15 protein-coding genes are annotated in these 17,864 nt (G+C 70.7%); 4 read left to right on the top strand and 11 right to left on the bottom strand.

Annotated elements, in window-relative coordinates; genetic code table 11:
• Positions 1–29: 29 nt before the first annotated feature.
• From J8403_RS25115 to J8403_RS25095, 5 genes are all read right to left on the bottom strand, one after another.
• Positions 30–443 (bottom strand): cytidine deaminase, encoded by a 414-nt coding sequence (locus J8403_RS25115; RefSeq protein WP_211125138.1) that lies wholly within the window; start codon positions 441–443, stop codon positions 30–32.
• On the bottom strand, positions 440–1,735 hold the full coding sequence (locus J8403_RS25110; protein WP_211125137.1) for an ABC transporter permease: 1,296 nt from the start codon (positions 1,733–1,735) through the stop codon (positions 440–442). The genes J8403_RS25115 and J8403_RS25110 overlap by 4 nt, the downstream gene beginning before the upstream one ends.
• A complete protein-coding gene (locus tag J8403_RS25105; protein ID WP_211125136.1) occupies positions 1,732–2,859 on the bottom strand; it encodes an ABC transporter permease in 1,128 nt (375 codons plus the stop codon). Before J8403_RS25105 ends, J8403_RS25110 begins: the two co-directional genes overlap by 4 nt.
• The gene (locus J8403_RS25100) at positions 2,856–4,472 is read right to left on the bottom strand and encodes an ABC transporter ATP-binding protein (RefSeq protein WP_211128420.1); all 1,617 of its coding nucleotides are present in this window, start codon (positions 4,470–4,472) and stop codon (positions 2,856–2,858) included. The genes J8403_RS25105 and J8403_RS25100 overlap by 4 nt, the downstream gene beginning before the upstream one ends.
• A gap of 117 nt (positions 4,473–4,589) precedes the next feature.
• Positions 4,590–5,624, bottom strand: a complete 1,035-nt coding sequence (locus tag J8403_RS25095; protein ID WP_211125135.1) for a BMP family lipoprotein — start codon at positions 5,622–5,624, stop codon at positions 4,590–4,592.
• Between the two features lie 363 nt (positions 5,625–5,987).
• Here J8403_RS25095 and J8403_RS25090 point away from each other — a divergent pair, with 363 nt between their 5' ends.
• Entirely contained in the window at positions 5,988–6,476 is a 489-nt protein-coding gene (locus tag J8403_RS25090; RefSeq protein WP_211125134.1) for a hypothetical protein, read from the top strand.
• Between the two features lie 128 nt (positions 6,477–6,604).
• Here J8403_RS25090 and J8403_RS25085 read toward each other — a convergent pair whose 3' ends face one another.
• The 5 genes from J8403_RS25085 to J8403_RS25065 form a co-directional block, all read right to left on the bottom strand.
• Entirely contained in the window at positions 6,605–7,825 is a 1,221-nt protein-coding gene (locus J8403_RS25085) for an amidohydrolase (RefSeq protein ID WP_211128419.1), read from the bottom strand.
• Between the two features lie 276 nt (positions 7,826–8,101).
• Positions 8,102–9,295: a hypothetical protein gene (locus J8403_RS25080; RefSeq protein WP_211125133.1), complete on the bottom strand. Its 1,194-nt coding sequence runs from the start codon at positions 9,293–9,295 to the stop codon at positions 8,102–8,104.
• 116 nt (positions 9,296–9,411) lie between these two features.
• Positions 9,412–10,344, bottom strand: a complete 933-nt coding sequence (locus J8403_RS25075; RefSeq protein ID WP_211125132.1) for an N-acetylneuraminate synthase family protein — start codon at positions 10,342–10,344, stop codon at positions 9,412–9,414.
• Positions 10,345–11,553, bottom strand: coding sequence for an acylneuraminate cytidylyltransferase (locus J8403_RS25070; RefSeq protein ID WP_211125131.1), 1,209 nt, complete (start codon positions 11,551–11,553; stop codon positions 10,345–10,347).
• A gap of 71 nt (positions 11,554–11,624) precedes the next feature.
• On the bottom strand, positions 11,625–12,950 hold the full coding sequence (locus J8403_RS25065; RefSeq protein ID WP_211128418.1) for a DUF6716 putative glycosyltransferase: 1,326 nt from the start codon (positions 12,948–12,950) through the stop codon (positions 11,625–11,627).
• 223 nt (positions 12,951–13,173) lie between these two features.
• Between J8403_RS25065 and J8403_RS25060 the strand changes: the two genes are divergently transcribed.
• From J8403_RS25060 to J8403_RS25050, 3 genes are read left to right on the top strand one after another with little or no spacing between them, the layout of a single operon-like run.
• Positions 13,174–14,151: a glycosyltransferase family 2 protein gene (locus J8403_RS25060; RefSeq protein WP_211125130.1), complete on the top strand. Its 978-nt coding sequence runs from the start codon at positions 13,174–13,176 to the stop codon at positions 14,149–14,151.
• Positions 14,151–15,560, top strand: a complete 1,410-nt coding sequence (locus J8403_RS25055) for a polysialyltransferase family glycosyltransferase (RefSeq protein WP_211125129.1) — start codon at positions 14,151–14,153, stop codon at positions 15,558–15,560. Before J8403_RS25060 ends, J8403_RS25055 begins: the two co-directional genes overlap by 1 nt.
• Entirely contained in the window at positions 15,557–16,759 is a 1,203-nt protein-coding gene (locus J8403_RS25050) for an acyltransferase family protein (RefSeq protein WP_211125128.1), read from the top strand. Before J8403_RS25055 ends, J8403_RS25050 begins: the two co-directional genes overlap by 4 nt.
• 45 nt (positions 16,760–16,804) lie before the next feature.
• Here J8403_RS25050 and J8403_RS25045 read toward each other — a convergent pair whose 3' ends face one another.
• Positions 16,805–17,752 (bottom strand): aminoglycoside phosphotransferase family protein, encoded by a 948-nt coding sequence (locus tag J8403_RS25045; RefSeq protein WP_211125127.1) that lies wholly within the window; start codon positions 17,750–17,752, stop codon positions 16,805–16,807.
• Positions 17,753–17,864 lie beyond the last annotated feature (112 nt).

Here is a 17,864-nt window from a genome sequence, read left to right as displayed (position 1 = left end):
ACCGGGTGGGCCGGGGCGGCGCGCGGTCGTCAGCCGTGGGTGGCGGCGCGGCGCAGATCGGCGGGGCCGAAGGCGTCCGGGAGGAGTTCGGCGAGCGGGCGGATGCCGGTGAGGGTGTCGATCTGGAGCTCGGGGCCGCCGTGCTCCCACAGCAGCTGACGGCAACGGCCACAGGGCATCAGCACGGCGCCCTCGCGGTCGCAGCAGGTGAAGGCGGTGAGGCGGCCGCCGCCGGAGGCGACGAGGGAGGAGATCAGCCCGCATTCGGCGCACAGCGCGACGCCATAGGCCGCGTTCTCCACATTGCAGCCGCTGACCGTGCGGCCGTCGTCGACGAGCGCGGCGGCGCCCACCGGGAAGTCCGAGTAGGGGGCGTAGGCCCGGGACATGGCGTCCCGGGCCAGTGCGCGCAAACCGTCCCAGTCGGGGGCGGAAGTGCTCATGTGCCCTGCCCCTTTCGATAGGGCCTGTTGTTCGCCTTGGGCATCCGCAGCCGCTGTGAGGCGAGCCCCATGACCAGCAGGGTCACGATGTACGGCGTGGCGCTGACCAGGTCGTTGGGGACCGTGTCGGTCAGGGCGTACCACAGCAGCAGCGCGACGGCCGCGGCGCCGGACACCGCGCCCGCGACATAACTCTTGCGGACAATCCGCCAGACCGCCAGCGCGGCGAGGCCGAGTGCGACCAGGAGCAGCAGGGCGTGGACGGTCGCCCCGCCGTTGCGCAGCTGCAGGGCGTCGGAGTAGCCGAAGAGGCCGGCGCCCATCGCCAGGCCGCCCGGCCGCCAGTTGCCGAAGAGCATGGCGGCGAGGCCGATGTAGCCGCGGCCGCCGGTCTGGCCCTCGTTGTAGATGTGCGAGCGGACGAGGGCGAGGAAGACGCCGCCGAGCCCGGCGAGGGCGCCGGAGATCACCACGGCCGCGTACTTGTAGAGGTAGACGTTGACGCCGAGGGATTCGGCCGCCGTCGGGTTCTCACCGCAGGACCGCAGCCGCAGTCCGAACGAGGTCCGCCACAGGGCGAAGAAGCTGCCCACGACCAGGAGGATGGAGACGACGGTCAGCGCGGAGATGTCGGTGACCAGACCGCCGAGGATGCCGGCGACGTCCGAGACCAGGAACCAGTGGTGGTTCTCCAGGTCCGCGAGCCAGTCGGACAGTCCGGGGACGGTGAACGTCTGGATGGGGTCGACCTGCGGGGAGTTCTTCGGGGAGCCGCCGATGTCGGACAGCGGCTCGAACCAGCGCTTGGCCAGATAGGTGGTGGCGCCGAGGGCGAGGATGTTCATCGCCACACCGGAGATGATGTGGTCCACCCCGAAGGTGACGGTGGCCACCGCGTGGACCAGACCGCCGAGCGCGCCGCCGAGGACGCCCGCGAGCACGCCCACCCAGGGGTTGGTCTGGTAGCCCGCCCAGGCGCCGAAGAAGGTGCCGAGGATCATCATGCCCTCGAGGCCGATGTTGACCACACCGGCCCGCTCGGACCACAGCCCGCCGAGGCCCGCGAGGCCGATGGGCACGGCCATGGAGAGCGCGGCGGCGATCTGCCCGGAGGAGGTGACGCGGTCGAAGTCCGCCTGCTGGGCGGCGTCGACGAATGCCCGCAGCACCGACAGCGCGACCAGCGCCCCGGCGACGATCAGCAGCACCTTGCCCAGGGACATCCGGGAGGCGGGCCCGTTCCCCTTGCCCGGCGTGCTCGTGCTCTTGGTGGTGGTCACCGTGGCACTCATGCCGGCACCTCCGTCTTGTCGATGCCCTTGTCGGCCCTGGCCTGGGCGGCGAGCTCCGCGCCGACCCTCTGCTGCTGGCGCTTGAGCCCGTAGCGGCGCACCAGTTCGTACGCGATGACGACACACAGGACGATCACGCCCTGCATCACGCCGACGATTTCCTTGTCGTAGCCCTCGAACTCCAGGCGGTTGGCGCCACGCTCCAGGAAGCCCCACAGCACGGCGGCCAGCGCGATGCCGACCGGGTTGTTGCGGCCGAGCAGCGCGATGGCGATACCGGTGAAGCCGATGCCGGTCGGGAAGTCGGAGGTGAACTGGTGGGTGTCGTTGAGCAGGGTCGGCATGCCGATCAGACCGGCCATCGCGCCCGAGAGCAGCATGCTGGTGAGCACCATGCGCTTGACGTTGACGCCGCTGGCCTGGGCGGCGGACTCGGAGCGGCCCACCGCGCGCAGGTCGAAGCCGAACCGGGTGCGCCCGAGCAGGAACCAGAAGCCGACGCCCGCGAGCGCCGCGACGACGATGAAGCCCCAGATGGGGTCGAGGTCGCCGCCGGCCGGGAAGGTGAAGAAGTGGCTGGAGGACGGCAGCGGGTCGGTGGCCACGATGTTGGTCTGCTTGTCGAGGTCGGCCAGCCGGCCGTCCACCAGCAGATAGCTGATGAGGATGCCGGAGAGGGAGTTCAGCATGATGGTGCTGATCACCTCGCTGACGCCCCGGTAGACCTTCAGCAGACCGGCGATGGACGCCCACATGGCGCCGACGAGCATGGCGACCAGGATGATCAGCGGGATCTGCACCAGCCCCGGCAGCTCCAGCGCCCCGCCGACGACGGCGGCGAAGAAGGCGGCGAGCCGGTACTGGCCGTCGACGCCGATGTTGAAGAGGTTCATCCGGAAGCCGATGGCCACCGAGAGCCCCGCCAGGTAGTACGTCGTCGCCTTGTTGAGGATGTAGACCTGACTGTCGGCCTTCACCCCGTAGTCGAACATGATGCCGAAGGCGTTGAACGGCTCCTTGCCGGTCGCCAGCAGCACCAGCGCGGTCACCACGAACGCGGCGGCGAGCGCCAGCACCGGGGCGGCGACCGCGAGCAGCACCCGCTCCTTGTCCAGCTTCTTCATCGGGCCTCTCCCCCGGTCGCGGCCTCGGTCCCGTCGTCGGCCGGGTGGTCCAGACGGCCGGAGGCGGCGCCGGTCATGGCCGAGCCCAGCTCCTCCGGGGTGATGGTGGCGGGGTCGGCGTCGGCGACCAGCCGGCCGCGGAACATCACCCGCAGGGTGTCGGACAGGCCGATCAGCTCGTCCAGGTCGGCCGAGATCAGCAGCACGGCCAGCCCCTCACGGCGCGCGGTGCGGATCTGATCCCAGATCTGCGCCTGGGCGCCCACGTCCACACCCCGGGTGGGGTGCGCGGCGATCAGCAGCTTGGGGTGGTGGCTCATCTCCCGGCCGACGATCAGCTTCTGCTGGTTGCCGCCGGACAGCGAGGCCGCGGTGACCTCGATGCCGGGGGTGCGGACGTCGTACTCGGCGACGATCCGCTCGGTGTCCCGGCGGGCGGCGGACGGATTGAGCAGCCCGCCCTTGCTGTTGGGCACCTCGGTGACATGGCCGAGGATGCGGTTCTCCCACAGCGGCGCCTCCAGCAGCAGTCCGTGCCGGTGGCGGTCCTCGGGGATGTAGCCGATGCCGTCCTCGCGCCGCTTGCGGGTGGGGGCGTGGGAGATGTCGGCGCCGTCGAGGGTGATGGTGCCGGCGTCGGGGTCGCGCATGCCCATGATGGCCTCGACCAGTTCGGCCTGGCCGTTGCCCTCCACACCGGCGATGCCGAGGACTTCGCCCTTGCGGATGGTGAAGGCGATGTCGTCGAGCACGGCCCGCTCGACCCCGTCCACGTCGGTGGCGCTCAGCCGCAGTGCCTCCACGACGAGCATCTCGGTGTCGGTGACGGTGGATTCGCGGGTCTCCGGCGAGGGCAGCTCGCTGCCGACCATCAGCTCGGCCAGCTGCCGGGGGTTGGTCTCGGAGGGTGCGACGGAGGCGACCGTGGTGCCGCGGCGGATGACGGTGATGTCATCGGCCACCGAGAGCACCTCGCCCAGCTTGTGCGAGATGAACAGCACCGTCAGGCCCTCGGACTTGAGTTCGCGGAGGTTGTCGAAGAGCGCGTCGACCTCCTGCGGTACGAGGACGGCGGTCGGCTCGTCGAGGATGAGCGTCCGGGCGCCCCGGTAGAGGACCTTGAGGATCTCCACGCGCTGACGGTCCGCCACGCCCAGGTTCTCGACGAGGACATCGGGGCGCACCCCCAGCCCGTAGGCGTCGGATATCTCCTTGATCCGGGCGCGCGCCTTGCCGCTGATGCCGTGCAGCTTCTCCGCGCCGAGGACCACGTTCTCCAGCACGGTGAGGTTGTCGGCGAGCATGAAGTGCTGGTGCACCATGCCCACTCCGCGGGATATGGCGTCGGCCGGGGAGTGCAGTTCCACCGTCTCGCCGTCGATCGCGATGGTGCCCTCGTCCGGGCGCTGCATCCCGTAGAGGATCTTCATCAGGGTCGACTTGCCCGCGCCGTTCTCGCCCACGAGGGCGTGCACGGTGCCGCGGCGCACAGTGATGTCGATGTCGTGGTTGGCGACGACTCCGGGGAACCGCTTGGTGATTCCGTGGAGTTCTACGGCGACGTCGGTGACGGCACCGGCGGGAGCGCCCTTGGGTGGGCTGGCGGCTTCGATGGCGCACTCCTGAGGGGCGACGGAGGTGGGGCGGGCCGGGGGCCGGGCCGGCCGGGTGTGCCACGGACCCGGGCGGACGCCCGGGAGGGGGTGCCGTACGGGTCCGTGGCCCGAGGGTCAGTCCTTGTAGGTGTCGTTGACCTTGATCTGGCCGTCGACGATCTTCTTCTTGGCCGCCTCGATCTTCGGCTTGATGTCGTTGATGAATCCGCCGGAGTACGAGAGGGAGACGCCGCCGCGCTTGAGGTCGTAGGACTGGACGCCGCTCTCGGGCTTCTTGTCCTTGATGACGCTCTTGATGAAGTCGTAGACCGAACCGTCCACGGTCTTGACCATGGAGGTCATGATCGAGTTCTTGTACTGGGCCAGGCCCTTGTCGTAGTACTGGTCGCCGTCGACGCCGATCGACCAGGTGCCCTTCTTCCCGGCGGTCGCCTCGATGGCGCCCGCGCCGGAGCCGCCGGCCGCGGAGAAGATCACGTCGACCTTGTTGGAGAGCATGCCCTCGGCGATGTCCTTGCCGCGGTCCGGCATGCCGAAGCCCTTGGGCGAACCGACCTGCACCCACTGGACGTCCAGGGACGCCTTGGGGTTGGTGTCCTTCAGGCCCTGCTGGAAGCCGCCCGCGAACTTCTTGATCAGCGCGCTGTCGGTGCCGCCGATGAAGCCGACCTTGTTGGACTTGGTCTTCAGGCCCGCGGCCACACCGGCGAGGTAGGAGCCCTCGTGCTCGGCGGAGACCAGGCTGGCCACGTTCTTGGCCTCGACGACCGAGTCGACGATGGCGAAGTCGGTGTCCTTGTACTTCTTGGCGGCCTTGGTGAGCGAGGGGGTCCACGCGTAGCCGACGCCTATGACGGGGTTGTAGCCCGCCTCGGCGAGGCTCGCCAGCTTGTCGTAGCGGTCGGCGTCGGTGTCGCCGTCCTTCGCCGTCAGCTCCTTGCCCTTGACGTCGAAGTCCTTCAGGGCCTTGTCATAGCCCTTGGCGGCGGAGTCGTTGAAGGAGTGGTCGCCACGGCCACCGACGTCGTAGGCCAGGCCGATGCCGGCGTCCTTGCTTCCCTCTTCGGAGCTGCTGCCACACGCGGTGACGGAAAATGCGAGAGCCGCGGTGGCAATGCCCGCGACAGCTATCGTGGATACCCGGCGCACGAGGGTCCCCTCTGATGATCTCGAAGCGCCCCTTGCGGCGCTGGCTCCGCCGCATCGTAACGCGCGTAGATGCCAGATAAAGGCCCCCTCGGAAGCCGTTATCGGATCGTCGCGAACCTCTCGTGTCCGCGAGGTCTACGGACCGTTTCGGTTACATGACGCGACCGTACCCGCGCCCGGTACGGCCTCGTATGCGGCCCGCCGGATGAGGCGCCGGGACCAGCCTTCGCTCCGGTCGCGTGCGCGCACAGTTGGCACAGCTGTACCCCTACCCCTACACAGTGGGAGACGGCGTACCCCGGGCCGTGGCGGACGTGCGCGGTAGCATCCGGGGCCTGCTGACCGCATGACGAGGAAGGCGCGATGACGACGATCGCTGTGACGGGGCACATGGACATCAACGACGCGTCGGTGCCGCTGGTGCGAGGAGAGCTGGACAAGATCCTTGCCGCCTATGAGCCCGCCGGCCTGGTAGGTGTGTCGTGCATCGCGCAAGGCAGCGACAGCCTCTTCGCGGATGCGGTGCTGGCCGCGGGCGGGCGCCTGGCTGTGGTGATCCCTTCGGAGGACTATCGGCAGGCGAAGGTGAAGCCGGAGCATGCCGATACCTTCGACCGGCTGGTGGAGGCAGCGGACGAAGTGCTGGTGATGCCTCATGCCACGGCGAACCGTCAAGCGTACGAAGCGGCGAACGCCGTGCTGCTGGAGCGTGCCGATCGGCTGGTGGCCGTGTGGAACGGCCGGCCGCCCACGGGCAAGGGCGGCGGGACGGCGGACGTAGTACACCAGGCGCGCGAGGCGGACATCCCCGTGGATGTCGTCTGGCCGGACGGCGCATCGCGCCGGGCATGACGAAAGCTCCTCGCCCGGCCCGGCGGCAGGACGAGGGGGCGTACGTCAACAAGCAGCGGGTGGGCCGGTGCGGACCCGGCCGCGGAGATGCCGGGTCCGGGCGGCGTAGGCCATCCGCCCGCCCGGGTCTACGCGTTCCGGTCGAGCAGGACCGCGGCAGTGAACAGCTCCACGCCCACCGCGATGGCGCCCTCGTCCACGTCGAAGTCGCCCGCGTGGAGGTCGCGGCGGGTGGTGTCGCCGACCGTGCGGACGCCCAGCCGGGCCATCGCGCCGGGCACCCGCTCCAGGTACCAGGAGAAGTCCTCGCCGCCCAGGGACTGTTCGGTGTCCTCGACCGCGTGCGCGCCGCGGCGGGCGATCATGGCGTCCCGGAGCAGCTCGGCGGAGCTCGCCTCGTTGACCACCGGCGGGACCCCGCGGATGTAGTTGATCTCCGACTTGGCGCGGTGGAGGGTGGCGATCTCGTCCACCGCGGCATGCACCAGGTCGGGGGCCTCGCGCCAGGCGGGCAGGTCCAGGCAGCGGACCGTGGCGGACAGCTCGGCGTGCTGCGGGATCACATTGCAGGCGTGGCCCGACTCCACCCGGCCCCAGGTGACGGCCAGGCCCGAGCGGGCGTCGACCCGGCGGGCCAGCAGCGCGGGCACCTCGGTGATCACCTTGGCGGTGGCGGTCACCAGGTCGGTGGTCAGATGGGGGCGCGCGGTGTGGCCGCCCGGACCGTTCAGCGAGATCTCCAGCCGGTCGCAGGCCGAGGTGATCGGCCCGACGCGCAGCCCGATCCGGCCGACCTCGACCTTCGGGTCGCAGTGCAGTGCCAGGATCCGGCCGACGCCGTCCAGCACGCCCGCCTCGATCGCGTCGGCCGCGCCGCCGGGCAGCACCTCCTCGGCGGGCTGGAACAGCAGCCGCACCGGACGCGCCAGCCGTCCCTCGCGGGCCAGCTCGGCCAGGACCAGACCGGCGCCGAGCACCACGGTGGTGTGCACATCGTGGCCGCAGGCGTGGGCGCGGTCGGCGATGGTCGAGCGGTAGTCGACCGTCTTGGTGTCGGGAATGGGCAGTCCGTCGATGTCCGCGCGCAGCGCCAGCAGGGGCGCTACGCCATCGCGCGGGCCGATGTCACAGATGAGGCCGGTGCCGGAGGGGAGCACCCGCGGCTCGAGTCCCGCCTGCTCCAGCCGCGCCTTGATCGCGGCGGTGGTGCGGAACTCGCAGTTGCCGAGCTCGGGGTGCATGTGTACATCGCGCCGGAAGGCGATGAGTTCGGCACGCAGCTCGTCGGGGAGCGTGCCGGGCAGGGCCGGCGCATCGGCGGGTGTGGCATCGGTCGCATCGAGGGACATCAATTGCTTCACCTGAAGAAGCGTAGAACGCCAGGTGGGCCCACCGAATGTCGATCAACAAAAATTCAATCTCTTCGGGTACGCAAAAATATCCGGCCCGGCGCATGATCCCCCTTGTCAGGGGGTATAACAGCTCGTTTTCCGAGCGGCCGCGGGTGATCAGCGCCACACGGCCGTACGGGCGACGGTCTCAGGACCCGAGACAGTTCCAGGAGGTCCGAGGACGCGGCGAGCGGTCTCCGGACGCCGCTCGCGCTCTCAGGACGCCGCCCGCTCTCAGGAGGCCGCGACCGGCTTCGCGGGCGGGCTCGGCTTGGCCGGCGGGGCCGCCTCCCGCTGCGGGATGGTGTCCCTGGGCGGCGCCGCCTCTCTCGGCGGCGCCGCGTCCGTGGACGGCCCCGAGTTCAGCCGGCGCACATCGCGTGCCGTCCCGGTGACCCCGGACAGAAAGCCCTGGGCGCGCGGGGAGGCGTTGCTGGTCAGCCAGGCGGGGTCCACATCGCAGACCGCGACCTGCACACCGGTGCCCACCAGCGCCAGCGGCAGGGTGTGCACCACGGTCGAGGGGAAGCTCACGATCGTGTGGCCGATGGGGCCCCGGCGGGCTATCAGCTCGAGCGGCAGATCGGGCCGTACGATCTCCAGCCCCACCTCGGCCGAGACCCGGTGCAGCTTCTCGGCGCTCTCGCGGCGGTGGGCGAAGTAGCGGGTGGCGCCATGGGCGCGGGTCAGCGAGCCGACCGCCTCCAGATAGCGCTCCAGGTCCACCACGCCCGTCTCCACCAGGGAGGTCCCGACCAGGTCGGTGCCGCCGGTGAGCCGGGGCGGGCCGAACCGGGCCCGGGTCCAGGCGAAGTCGTTGGCGGTGACGGTGACCCCGTCGGGCGCCTCCACCGGCATCGAGCTGAAGACCTCGACCCGGCGCTTGGCGCCCGGGGTGAGACGGCGGCGCGCGGTGGCGGAGACCGGCGCGAACACCATGTCGCGCGGTCCCCGGTTGCCGCGCCGGTGCCAGCGCACCAGGGGCTCGCCCTTGGCGATCTGGGAGATGAACTCCATGGTGGCCGTGCCGTCGTCCACCACGACCAGGTCCTTGGCGCGGGTGAGGGTCAGCAGCAGCTGGACATAGCGGGAGAACGGATCGCCTATCACGATCCGCGCGGCCCGGCGCAGCGGTCCGCGCAGCCCGCTGATGGTCTTGACCGGCGCACCGGCCCCGCCCCGCGCGTCCTCCCAGCGCACGGCGAAGCCCTCGTCCCGCGCCAGCTCGGCCATCCGGCGCAGCTGGCCGCGGGTCATCGGGTCGTGCGGGGAGAGCACCACGACGGTGAGGTCCTGGGGCGCGGTGGCCTCCGGGCCCTGGGCGCGCCGGGCGTCGGCGTACGCCCACTCCAGCACGTTCAGCAGCTGAACCGGGCTCTCGACGAAGGCGAGTGTGGCCGGAGGGGCAAGGGGGGCAGCGGAGACCATCGCACCGTCCAAAGGCAGGGCCCGGAGGCGGCGGGCAGCCTCTGACGCGTCAGAGGTGCCCGCCGCTTCCGGGCGAGGGCCGGGCACACCGGCCGGAGGATTCACGGCAGAGTGCCTCAGACCGCGGCGGGCTCGCGGTCGGCGGACTCGGACTCGGCGACGACGCCCGCGACACGGCGGAGCTTCTTCATCGGGCCGAGCTCGCTCTCGTAGACCTTCTTGACGCCGTCACCGAGGGACTCCTCGATGGTGCGGATGTCGCGCACCAGCCGCGTCAGGCCCTGCGGCTCGACGGAGGCGGCCTGGTCCGAGCCCCACATGGCGCGGTCGAGGGTGATGTGGCGCTCGACGAACGCGGCACCCAGCGCGACGGCGGCCAGCGTGGTCTGCAGACCGGTCTCGTGGCCGGAGTAGCCGATCGGCACGTTGGGGTACTCGGCCTGCAGCGTGTTGATCACGCGCAGGTTGAGCTCCTCGGCCTTGGCCGGGTACGTGGAGGTGGCGTGGCACAGCAGGATGTTGTCGCTGCCCAGCACCTCCACCGCGTGGCGGATCTGCTTGGGGGTGGACATGCCCGTCGACAGGATGACGGTGCGGCCGGTCGCCCGCAGGGCGCGCAGCAGCTCGTCGTCGGTCAGCGAGGCCGAGGCCACCTTGTGGGCCGGGACGTCGAACTTCTCCAGGAAGGCGACGGCCTCGGTGTCCCACGGGGAGGCGAACCAGTCGATGCCGCGCTTCTTGCAGTGCTCGGAGATGGCGGTGTACTCGTCCTCGCCGAACTCCACGCGGTGGCGGTAGTCGATGTAGGTCATCCGGCCCCAGGGGGTGTCACGCTCGATGTCCCACTGGTCACGGGGGGTGCAGATCTCCGGGGTTCGCTTCTGGAACTTGACCGCGTCACAGCCGGCCTCGGCGGCGACGTCGATCAGCTTGAACGCGTTCTCCAGGTCGCCGTTGTGGTTGATGCCGATCTCACCGGTGACGTAGACCGGGTGGCCGGGTCCGGCGATCTTGTCACCGAGGGTGCGGAGGCGAGAGTTGGAGCTCACTTAAGACAGTTCCTTTCCGAGAATCCACGAGGCGATCTCGCGGATCGCGCCGTCTCCTCCGGGGGTGGAGGTGACCGCACGTGCAGCGCCGCGCACGACGTCGTGCGCACCTGCGACCGCCACGGGCCAGCCGACGAGGCCGAAGCACGGGAGGTCGTTGACGTCGTTGCCGACGTAGAGCACGCGCTCCGGCGCGATGCCCTGCTCCTCGCACCATTGCTTCAGTGCGAGATCTTTTCGGTCGATGCCGTGGAGCACGGGGACCTGGAGTTTGCGGGCCCGTGCGGCGACGACCGGGTTCTTTTCCGTGGACAGGATCAACAGCGCCAGCTCCGCGCGGCGCAGGGCGGCGATCCCGAGCCCGTCGCCGCGGTGCACGGCCACGAGTTCGCGTCCTTCGGAGTCGACCAGCACCCTGTCGTCGGTCTGGGTGCCGTCGAAGTCGAGTACCACCGCGTCGATGTCGTCACGTGTCGGCAGGTGAGCGAGGGCGCCCGGCCGCTCGGCGTCGAGCAGTGGGGCGAGCGCGCGGGCGCGGGCCAGATCGTGCGGATCGTCGATCTCCAGCACCCGGGCGGGGTCGGTGCGCACCAGGTCGGTGCGGCCGAAGAAGCGGTGCCCGGCCTCGCGGAAGCCGCGGGCGTCCATCGCGTAGGCGGCGCCGGTCTCCAGGAAGTCCTGGGGGCGGTCCTGGCGGCGCGGGCGGTAGGACTTGTCGTGGTTGACGCCGTCGCCGCCGTCCGCCGCGGGGTCCTCGCCCTCGCGCCAGACGAAGCCGTGGAAGGGGGCCACGGTCAGGGCGGTGTCGGCGCCCTTCTCGGCGACCGCCGCGGCCACTCCGTCGATGTCCTCGCGGATGATGAACGGGCTGGTGCACTGCACCAGCAGGACCACGTCCACGGTGGTGTCGTGCGACGCCTCGTACGTGTCCATGGCGTGGATCACCGCGGCCTCGCTGGTGGCGGTGTCACCGGCGATGTCGGTGGGCCGCTGGATGACCACGGCGCCCGCACCGCGGGCGGCGGCGGCGATCCCGGCGTCGTCGGTGGAGACGACCACGTCGGTCACCAGCCGGCTGGCCCGGCACTCCATGACGGCGCGAACGACCAGCGGCACGCCTCCCACGGCGGCGAGGTTCTTCGCGGGGACGCCCTTCGACCCGCCGCGGGCGGGGATCACGGCGAGCACGCACGGGCTCGGGGCGGTCATGGCGGCTCCTTCAGGGGTTGCAGAGGTGATCGAGGCCGTCCCGGCCTCCTCTTGGTTCGCGCGTACGTCGCTCACAGCTCCCCCATTCGCCGGATGACCGGGGCCACCCGCTGCACGCCGTGGCGGTAGGCACCGCGGGCCGCTTCGCGCATCGTGTTGCGCACCACCCGGCGCAGCGCCGAGACCTGCGCCTCGTCCTCGGCCGAGGCCCCGGGGCGGGGCGAGCCGTCCGGCTCGAAGCCGTACCGGGCGAGCCGGCCGGGCAGATAACCGGGCGCGGTGGTGGGGGTGTAGAAGGGGGCGAGCGGCGGGAGGGTCGGTGCGGCGGCCAGCTCGGCGACCCGCTCCCGCGCGGCGTCGAACCAGGTCTCGTACGGCCCGTCGGCGGCGACGCCCTGGCGGCCGAGCCACTCGGCGTTCGGCTCCGGCAGGTGCCCGGCGTCCAGCTGGTCCCAGGAGGCGAGACAGCCGGAGCCGAGGAAGTGGTGGTTGCCGAGCGTCTCCCGCACCCCGAGGTCGGTGAGGACGGCGGTCGGTATGGAGCGGTGCAGCGACTCCAGGGCGGCCGTGGAGCTGACCGTGACCAGCAGGTCGGCGGTGTCCAGGACCTCGCCCATGTTCCCGTAGGCGAGCCGGAAGTTGGCGGGCAGATCGTCGCCGAACTTGGCGATCAGCTTCTGGTAGGGAAGCTCTTCGATATGCGTGGTGTGCTCGCCCGGCTTGCTGCGCAGCTTGACCACGACCTCGCGGTCCGGATGGCGGCGCGCGTGCTCCACCGCGCGGCGCAGCAGATAGGTGCGGTCGGCGCGGTTGTCCGGGACGGACGGCTGGACGGCGAAGACGACCGTGCCGCCGGGGTACTTCCGCGCCAGCCGTGCCTTCGGGTCGTAGCGGTCACCGCCGAGGAAGGGCAGCGCGCATTCGACGACGCTGTTCCCGTCGGCGCCGACGCCCGTGTAGACGTCGCGGAAACGGTCCGCGTCATGGCGGGAGTTGGCCAGCACCACATCGGCGCCGTGGCGCAGCAGCAGACCGTCGGCCAGCTTCTCGTAGACGACACCGACGTAGCCGGTGACGACCACGGGGCGGCGCTCGTCGTCCTGCCAGGCGTGGCGCAGTCCGTGCAGCATGGCCTGGACGGCGCCGCCGACCAGGGAGAGCACGATCACGTCATAGCGCTCACGGTCCACGGCCCGGACGAATTCCACGCCCGTGACCTCGCGCATCGCATCGGCGCGCACCCCGACCTCGGTGAGCTGCCGGGCGGTCGGCGTGGCGCGGCCGCGCAGCAGGAAGCCGTCGAGGCGACGGCCCGAGGCAGAACCCGACTCGTCCGGTACGAGGCGATGCGCGGTGAGCGCGCCCCATTTCCACCGGGTGTCGGAGTCGGCGAGCACGGCGACTCGCACAGGGGATTTGGTACGTGAGGACACGTCGCAGACGCTAGGAAGCGTTGTCGATTCACGGCCCAACGCAAGAGCAACAAAGGGTTAACAGAACGTCGACGATTGGAGAATCGGCTGGCTGGAGCGGCGGGTTAACCGTTCCGACGTGTTTCGTTCACCTCTACGTACACCCTAGGTCAAGACGAATGCCGACCAGCGACCTAGCGTCACCCGCGTGGTTAAGCTCTCCGTCATCGTGCCGTTCTACAACGTGCAGACCTATGCCCCCGACACGCTCAGAAGTCTGCGCGCGAACGCGCGTGAGGACTTCGAATTCATTCTCGTCGACGACTGTGCCACCGACGGGACGCCGGAGATCCTGGAGCGCGCCGAACGCGACCTTCCGGGGGCCGTCTACGTACGGCATGAGAAGAACGGTGGGCTGGCCACCGCCCGGAACACCGGCCTGGACAAATCCACCGGCGAGTACATCACCTTCCTCGACGGCGACGACTGGCTCGCCCCCGGCTACTACGAGCAGATGCTCGCGGCGATGGAGGACCTGGGGTGCGACTTCGTCCGCACCGACCACGTCCAGTGCACCGCGCGCGCCCGCTCGATCACCCGGGTGCCGCAAGGCCGCCGCAATGTGGTGATGAACCCGCGGGACGCGATCCTCCCGGCCGACCGCTCCACCTCCGTCGACTACCCCTACGCCTGGGCGGGCATGTACCACCGCCGGCTGGCCGACGAGGGGCTGCTGCACTTCACCCACGGGCTGCGCACCGCCGAGGACCGGCCCTGGATCTGGCGGCTGCACCGCGAGGCCCGCAGCTTCGCCGTCCTCGGCGTGCACGGGGTGTTCTACCGGCGCGGCGTCTCCTCCTCGCTCACCCAGATCGGGGATGTCCGCCAGCTCGACTTCATTCGCGCATTCGACCAGGTCATCGAGGAAACCGCGCGGGACCGCGACGCCGACGCGCTGCTGCCGAAGGCCGTCCGCACCTACTGCGCGATCATTTCCCACCACCTGGGCAACATCGAGAGATTCGAACCACAAGTGGCCCGCAAACTCCGATCCATGTCGGCGGCGGCGATGAAACGCATGCCCCAGGACGTATTGAAGGACGCACTGGATTCCATGGACTACGAGCGCGCCGCACGCCTGCGGCGAGTCAAGCGCCGGCCCGCCGGGGCGGAGGTGGCGGCCTGATGTCCGCCTACAAGCCGCTGGCGGAGCGCAAGCGCACCCAGATCTTCCTCGCCTCGACCCTGTACGGGGCGGCGACCCTCGCGGCCGCGATCGACGCGGACAGCGTCGGCCCGGCCGACCGCCGGCTGCTGCTGATCAGCAATAACGCCGCGACGCCGGAGACCACCCCGCCGGTCGACGAGATGCCCGGCTTCGAGCGGCTGCGCGGCCGCTTCGACCGGGTGCTGTCCTGGAACGAGACGATCTCGCCGTTCCACCCCGGCGGCTGGGCCCCGCGCGTGGACGACGCCCCGCTGTGGGAGCGCCATCTGCGGCTGCTGTGGAACCTCGGCGACGACAACATCGAGCTGGTCCTGGAATCCATCCAGGTCAACCCGGCCATGGCGGTCGCCAATGTCTTCCAGGGCGCGCCCATCGACGTCTACGCCGACGGTCTGATGAGCTACGGCCCGACCCGCAACAAGCTGGACCCGCTGATCGGCACCCGCATCCGCCGGCTGCTCCACCTGGACCTGGTGCCCGGGCTGCGGCCGCTGCTGCTGACCGAGTTCGGCGTCGAACCGGAGATCCTGCCGACCGAGGTGTTCACCAAGGTGCTCACCGAGGTCGCCGACGCCGCCCCGCGCGGTGTCGTCTCCGCCAGCGAGCGGATCGCCGTCGGCAACGGCCCGGCGCTGATGCTCGGGCAGTATCTGTCCGCGCTGGACATCCTCACTCCGCAGGAGGAGGAAGAGCTGCATGTGCGGATGTTGCGCGGCGCCGTGGCGCTGGGCCACCGCACCGTCGTCTTCAAGCCGCACCCCACCGCCCCGGCCCGCTGGTCGCGGATGCTGGAGAAGAAGGCCGCGGAGCTGGGCGCGGAGCTGACCGTCATGGACACCCCGGTCCTGGCCGAGGTGCTGTACCAGCGGATGAGTCCGGCCCTGGTCATCGGCTGCTTCTCCACCGCGCTGCTCACCGCCGACGTCTTCTACGGACTGCCGGTGGCCCGGATCGGCACCGATACGCTGCTGGAGCGGCTCACCCCGTACCAGAACAGCAACCGCATGCCGGTGACGATCGTGGACGCGCTGCTGCCCGACCTCGAGGACCACAAGGCGGTGGCCGCGGCCCAGCCGGTCGACGAGCGGGCGGGCAAGCGGCTGACCGGGCTGATCGCCGCGGTCGGCTTCTGCATGCAGGCCAAGATCTACCCGGATCTGCGGCCCGCCGCCGAGCGCTATCTGGCCGCCCACCTGGACAACCAGACCTGGCGCTACTTCAAGAAGCGCCGGCTGACCGCGCTCGCCCTGCCCGGGGCCGTCCCCTCGCAGCTCGCCTTCATCCCGCGCAATGAGACGGTGCGCAAGGTCGCCCGCCGGGCCCGGGCCATCAAGCGGGCCGCCCTCAAGCGGACGGTCACCGGATGAGCGCGCCGCCCGCCCCCGACGCCGGGCCGATATCCACCGCGGCGGCGACGGCTCCCACGCCGACGCCGCCGCGCGCCCCCGACCTCGCTCTGGAGCGATCCGCCGAGCGCACCGCCAAGGCGGCCGCGCGCGGCGGCGGCCATCCGGTGCGGCTGCGCGCGCTGGACGGGCTGCGGCTGCTCGCCGCGCTGATGGTGGCCGCGTACCACTACGGCGGCCGCGACGGTGAGATAGCCCAGGCGTGGGGCTCCTCGCCCCGCGCCCAGTTCCCCACCCTGTCCAGCACCTTCGCCTACGGCTGTCTGGGCGTCCAGATCTTCTTCGTCATCAGCGGCTTCGTCATCTGCATGAGCGGATGGGGACGGCCGCTGCGCTCCTTCTTCGCCTCGCGCGTCTCCCGCCTCTACCCCGCCTACTGGGTCGCGATCATCCTGGTGACCGCCGTCTTCGCACTCCCCTGGGTCACCTACAAGGCGGTGTCGCCCAGCGACGCGCTGGTCAACCTCACCATGCTGCAGCAGCCGCTCGGGGTGGACCGGGTGCTGGGCGTGTGCTGGACCCTCTGGGCCGAGCTGCGGTTCTACGCCCTCTTCGCGCTGTTCGTGGTGCTGCCGGGCGCGACCCGGCACCGGGTGGTGCTCTTCTGCGCCGTCTGGACGCTGGGCTCGGCGTTCGCCGAGGCGGCGAACCTGCCGCTGCTGGACGTCGTCCTGATGCCGGAGTACTCCTCGTACTTCATCGGCGGCATGGGCATCTACCTGCTCCACCGCTTCGGCCACGACGCCCTGTCCTGGGGCATCATCGGGATCAGCTTCCTGATCGGCCAGCACTACGCGATCCGCGAGCTGTGGCACCCGGCCAACATCGACGCCTTCTCCTACCGTTCGGCCGTCGGCATCATCGGCGTGGTCGCCTTCGGCTATGTGGCGGTGACGCTGATCGCGCTCGGCAAGCTGAACTGGGCGAACTGGCGCTGGCTGACCGTCGCGGGCGCGCTGACCTACCCGTTCTATCTGGTCCATGAGCATCTGGGCTGGGTGGTCGTCTGGGTCCTCCACCAGAAGCTGGGCATCCCCTCCTACGGGACGTTCGCCCTGACCGTGCTGGTGATGCTGGGCCTCGCGTGGCTGCTCTACCGCTTCGTCGAACAGAAGCTCACCCCGGTGATCAAGCGCTCGCTGACGACGGTGCGGCTGTAAGGGCTGGACGTACCCCTCAGGTCGGGGTCGGGGTCAGGGTCAGAGTCAGAGGCTCCCCCCGCCGGTTTCAACGGCGAGGGGAGCCCCGCTCGTCGAGGCCATTGACGACGTTTCCGACTGCACCTCCTGAATCACATGGCGCGCGTTGGCCGCCATCGCCGGATTGGTCTCGCGGTAGTACGGAAGCTGGATCAGCGCCATGCTCAGGGCCCAGCCCCGGCCCCGCGCCCAGGTGGCGTCGTCCACGCCGAGCACCGTACGGAAGTCCTCCCGTACGGAGGCCGGAAGCAGATTCCAGGCCGGGATCAGATCGCAGGCCGGATCGCCCACTCCGGCGGTCCCGAAGTCGATGACGGCGCTCAGCCGGCCATCCGCGACCAGCAGGTTGCCCGGCATCAGATCGGAGTGCGTCCACACCGGCGGCCCGTCCCACCCGGGCGCCGCGAGCGCCTCCTGCCACGCCGCGGTAGCCGTCCCGGTATCGATCGTCCCCTCCAGGAGGCCGATCGCGGTACGGGTCTCCTCGTCGACCTCCCGCAGCGGCCCGCCCCGGTAGGCGGGCGGCCCGTCCGCGGGCTCGATCCGGCGCAGCGCGACGATGAACTCCGCGAGATCGGCGGCGAGCCGCGCGGGCCGGGCGACGTGCCCCTCCCGCGGATTCTCCCCGTCGAGCCACCGATGGACCGTCCACGGCCAGGGGAAACCGTCCCCCGGCACGCCCTTGCCGAGCACGGCGGGAATGGGAACCGGCAGCTTGGGGGCGAGCCACGGCAGCCACCGGTGCTCCCGCTCCACGTCCCCGGCACCACCCGCGATCCGCGGCAACCGTACGGCGAGGTCGTCCCCGAGCCGGAACAGCGCGTTGACGGTGCCCGACGAGGCGAACCGCTCAATGGGCAACTCGGCCCACCGCGGAAACTGCGCGGCGAGCAACCGCCGTACGAGAGCCACGTCGATGGGCCATTCGTCGGCATGCATGGCGCTCGCGCTCATCGGCACCGCCCTTTCCGAGTCGTGTGGGACACCACTACGCGTCAGGGGAGGGCTTGGCGGCAACTCAATTTGGTGGCGGGGGCGTCAGGGGGCCCTGCCGATCGTGACGCCT

The sequence above is a fragment of the Streptomyces yatensis genome (genome assembly GCF_018069625.1).
Classification (GTDB): Bacteria; Actinomycetota; Actinomycetes; order Streptomycetales; family Streptomycetaceae; genus Streptomyces; species Streptomyces yatensis.
The sequence above is the reverse complement of the archived record's forward strand: the minus strand, read 5'-3'. Positions and strand labels throughout refer to the sequence as shown.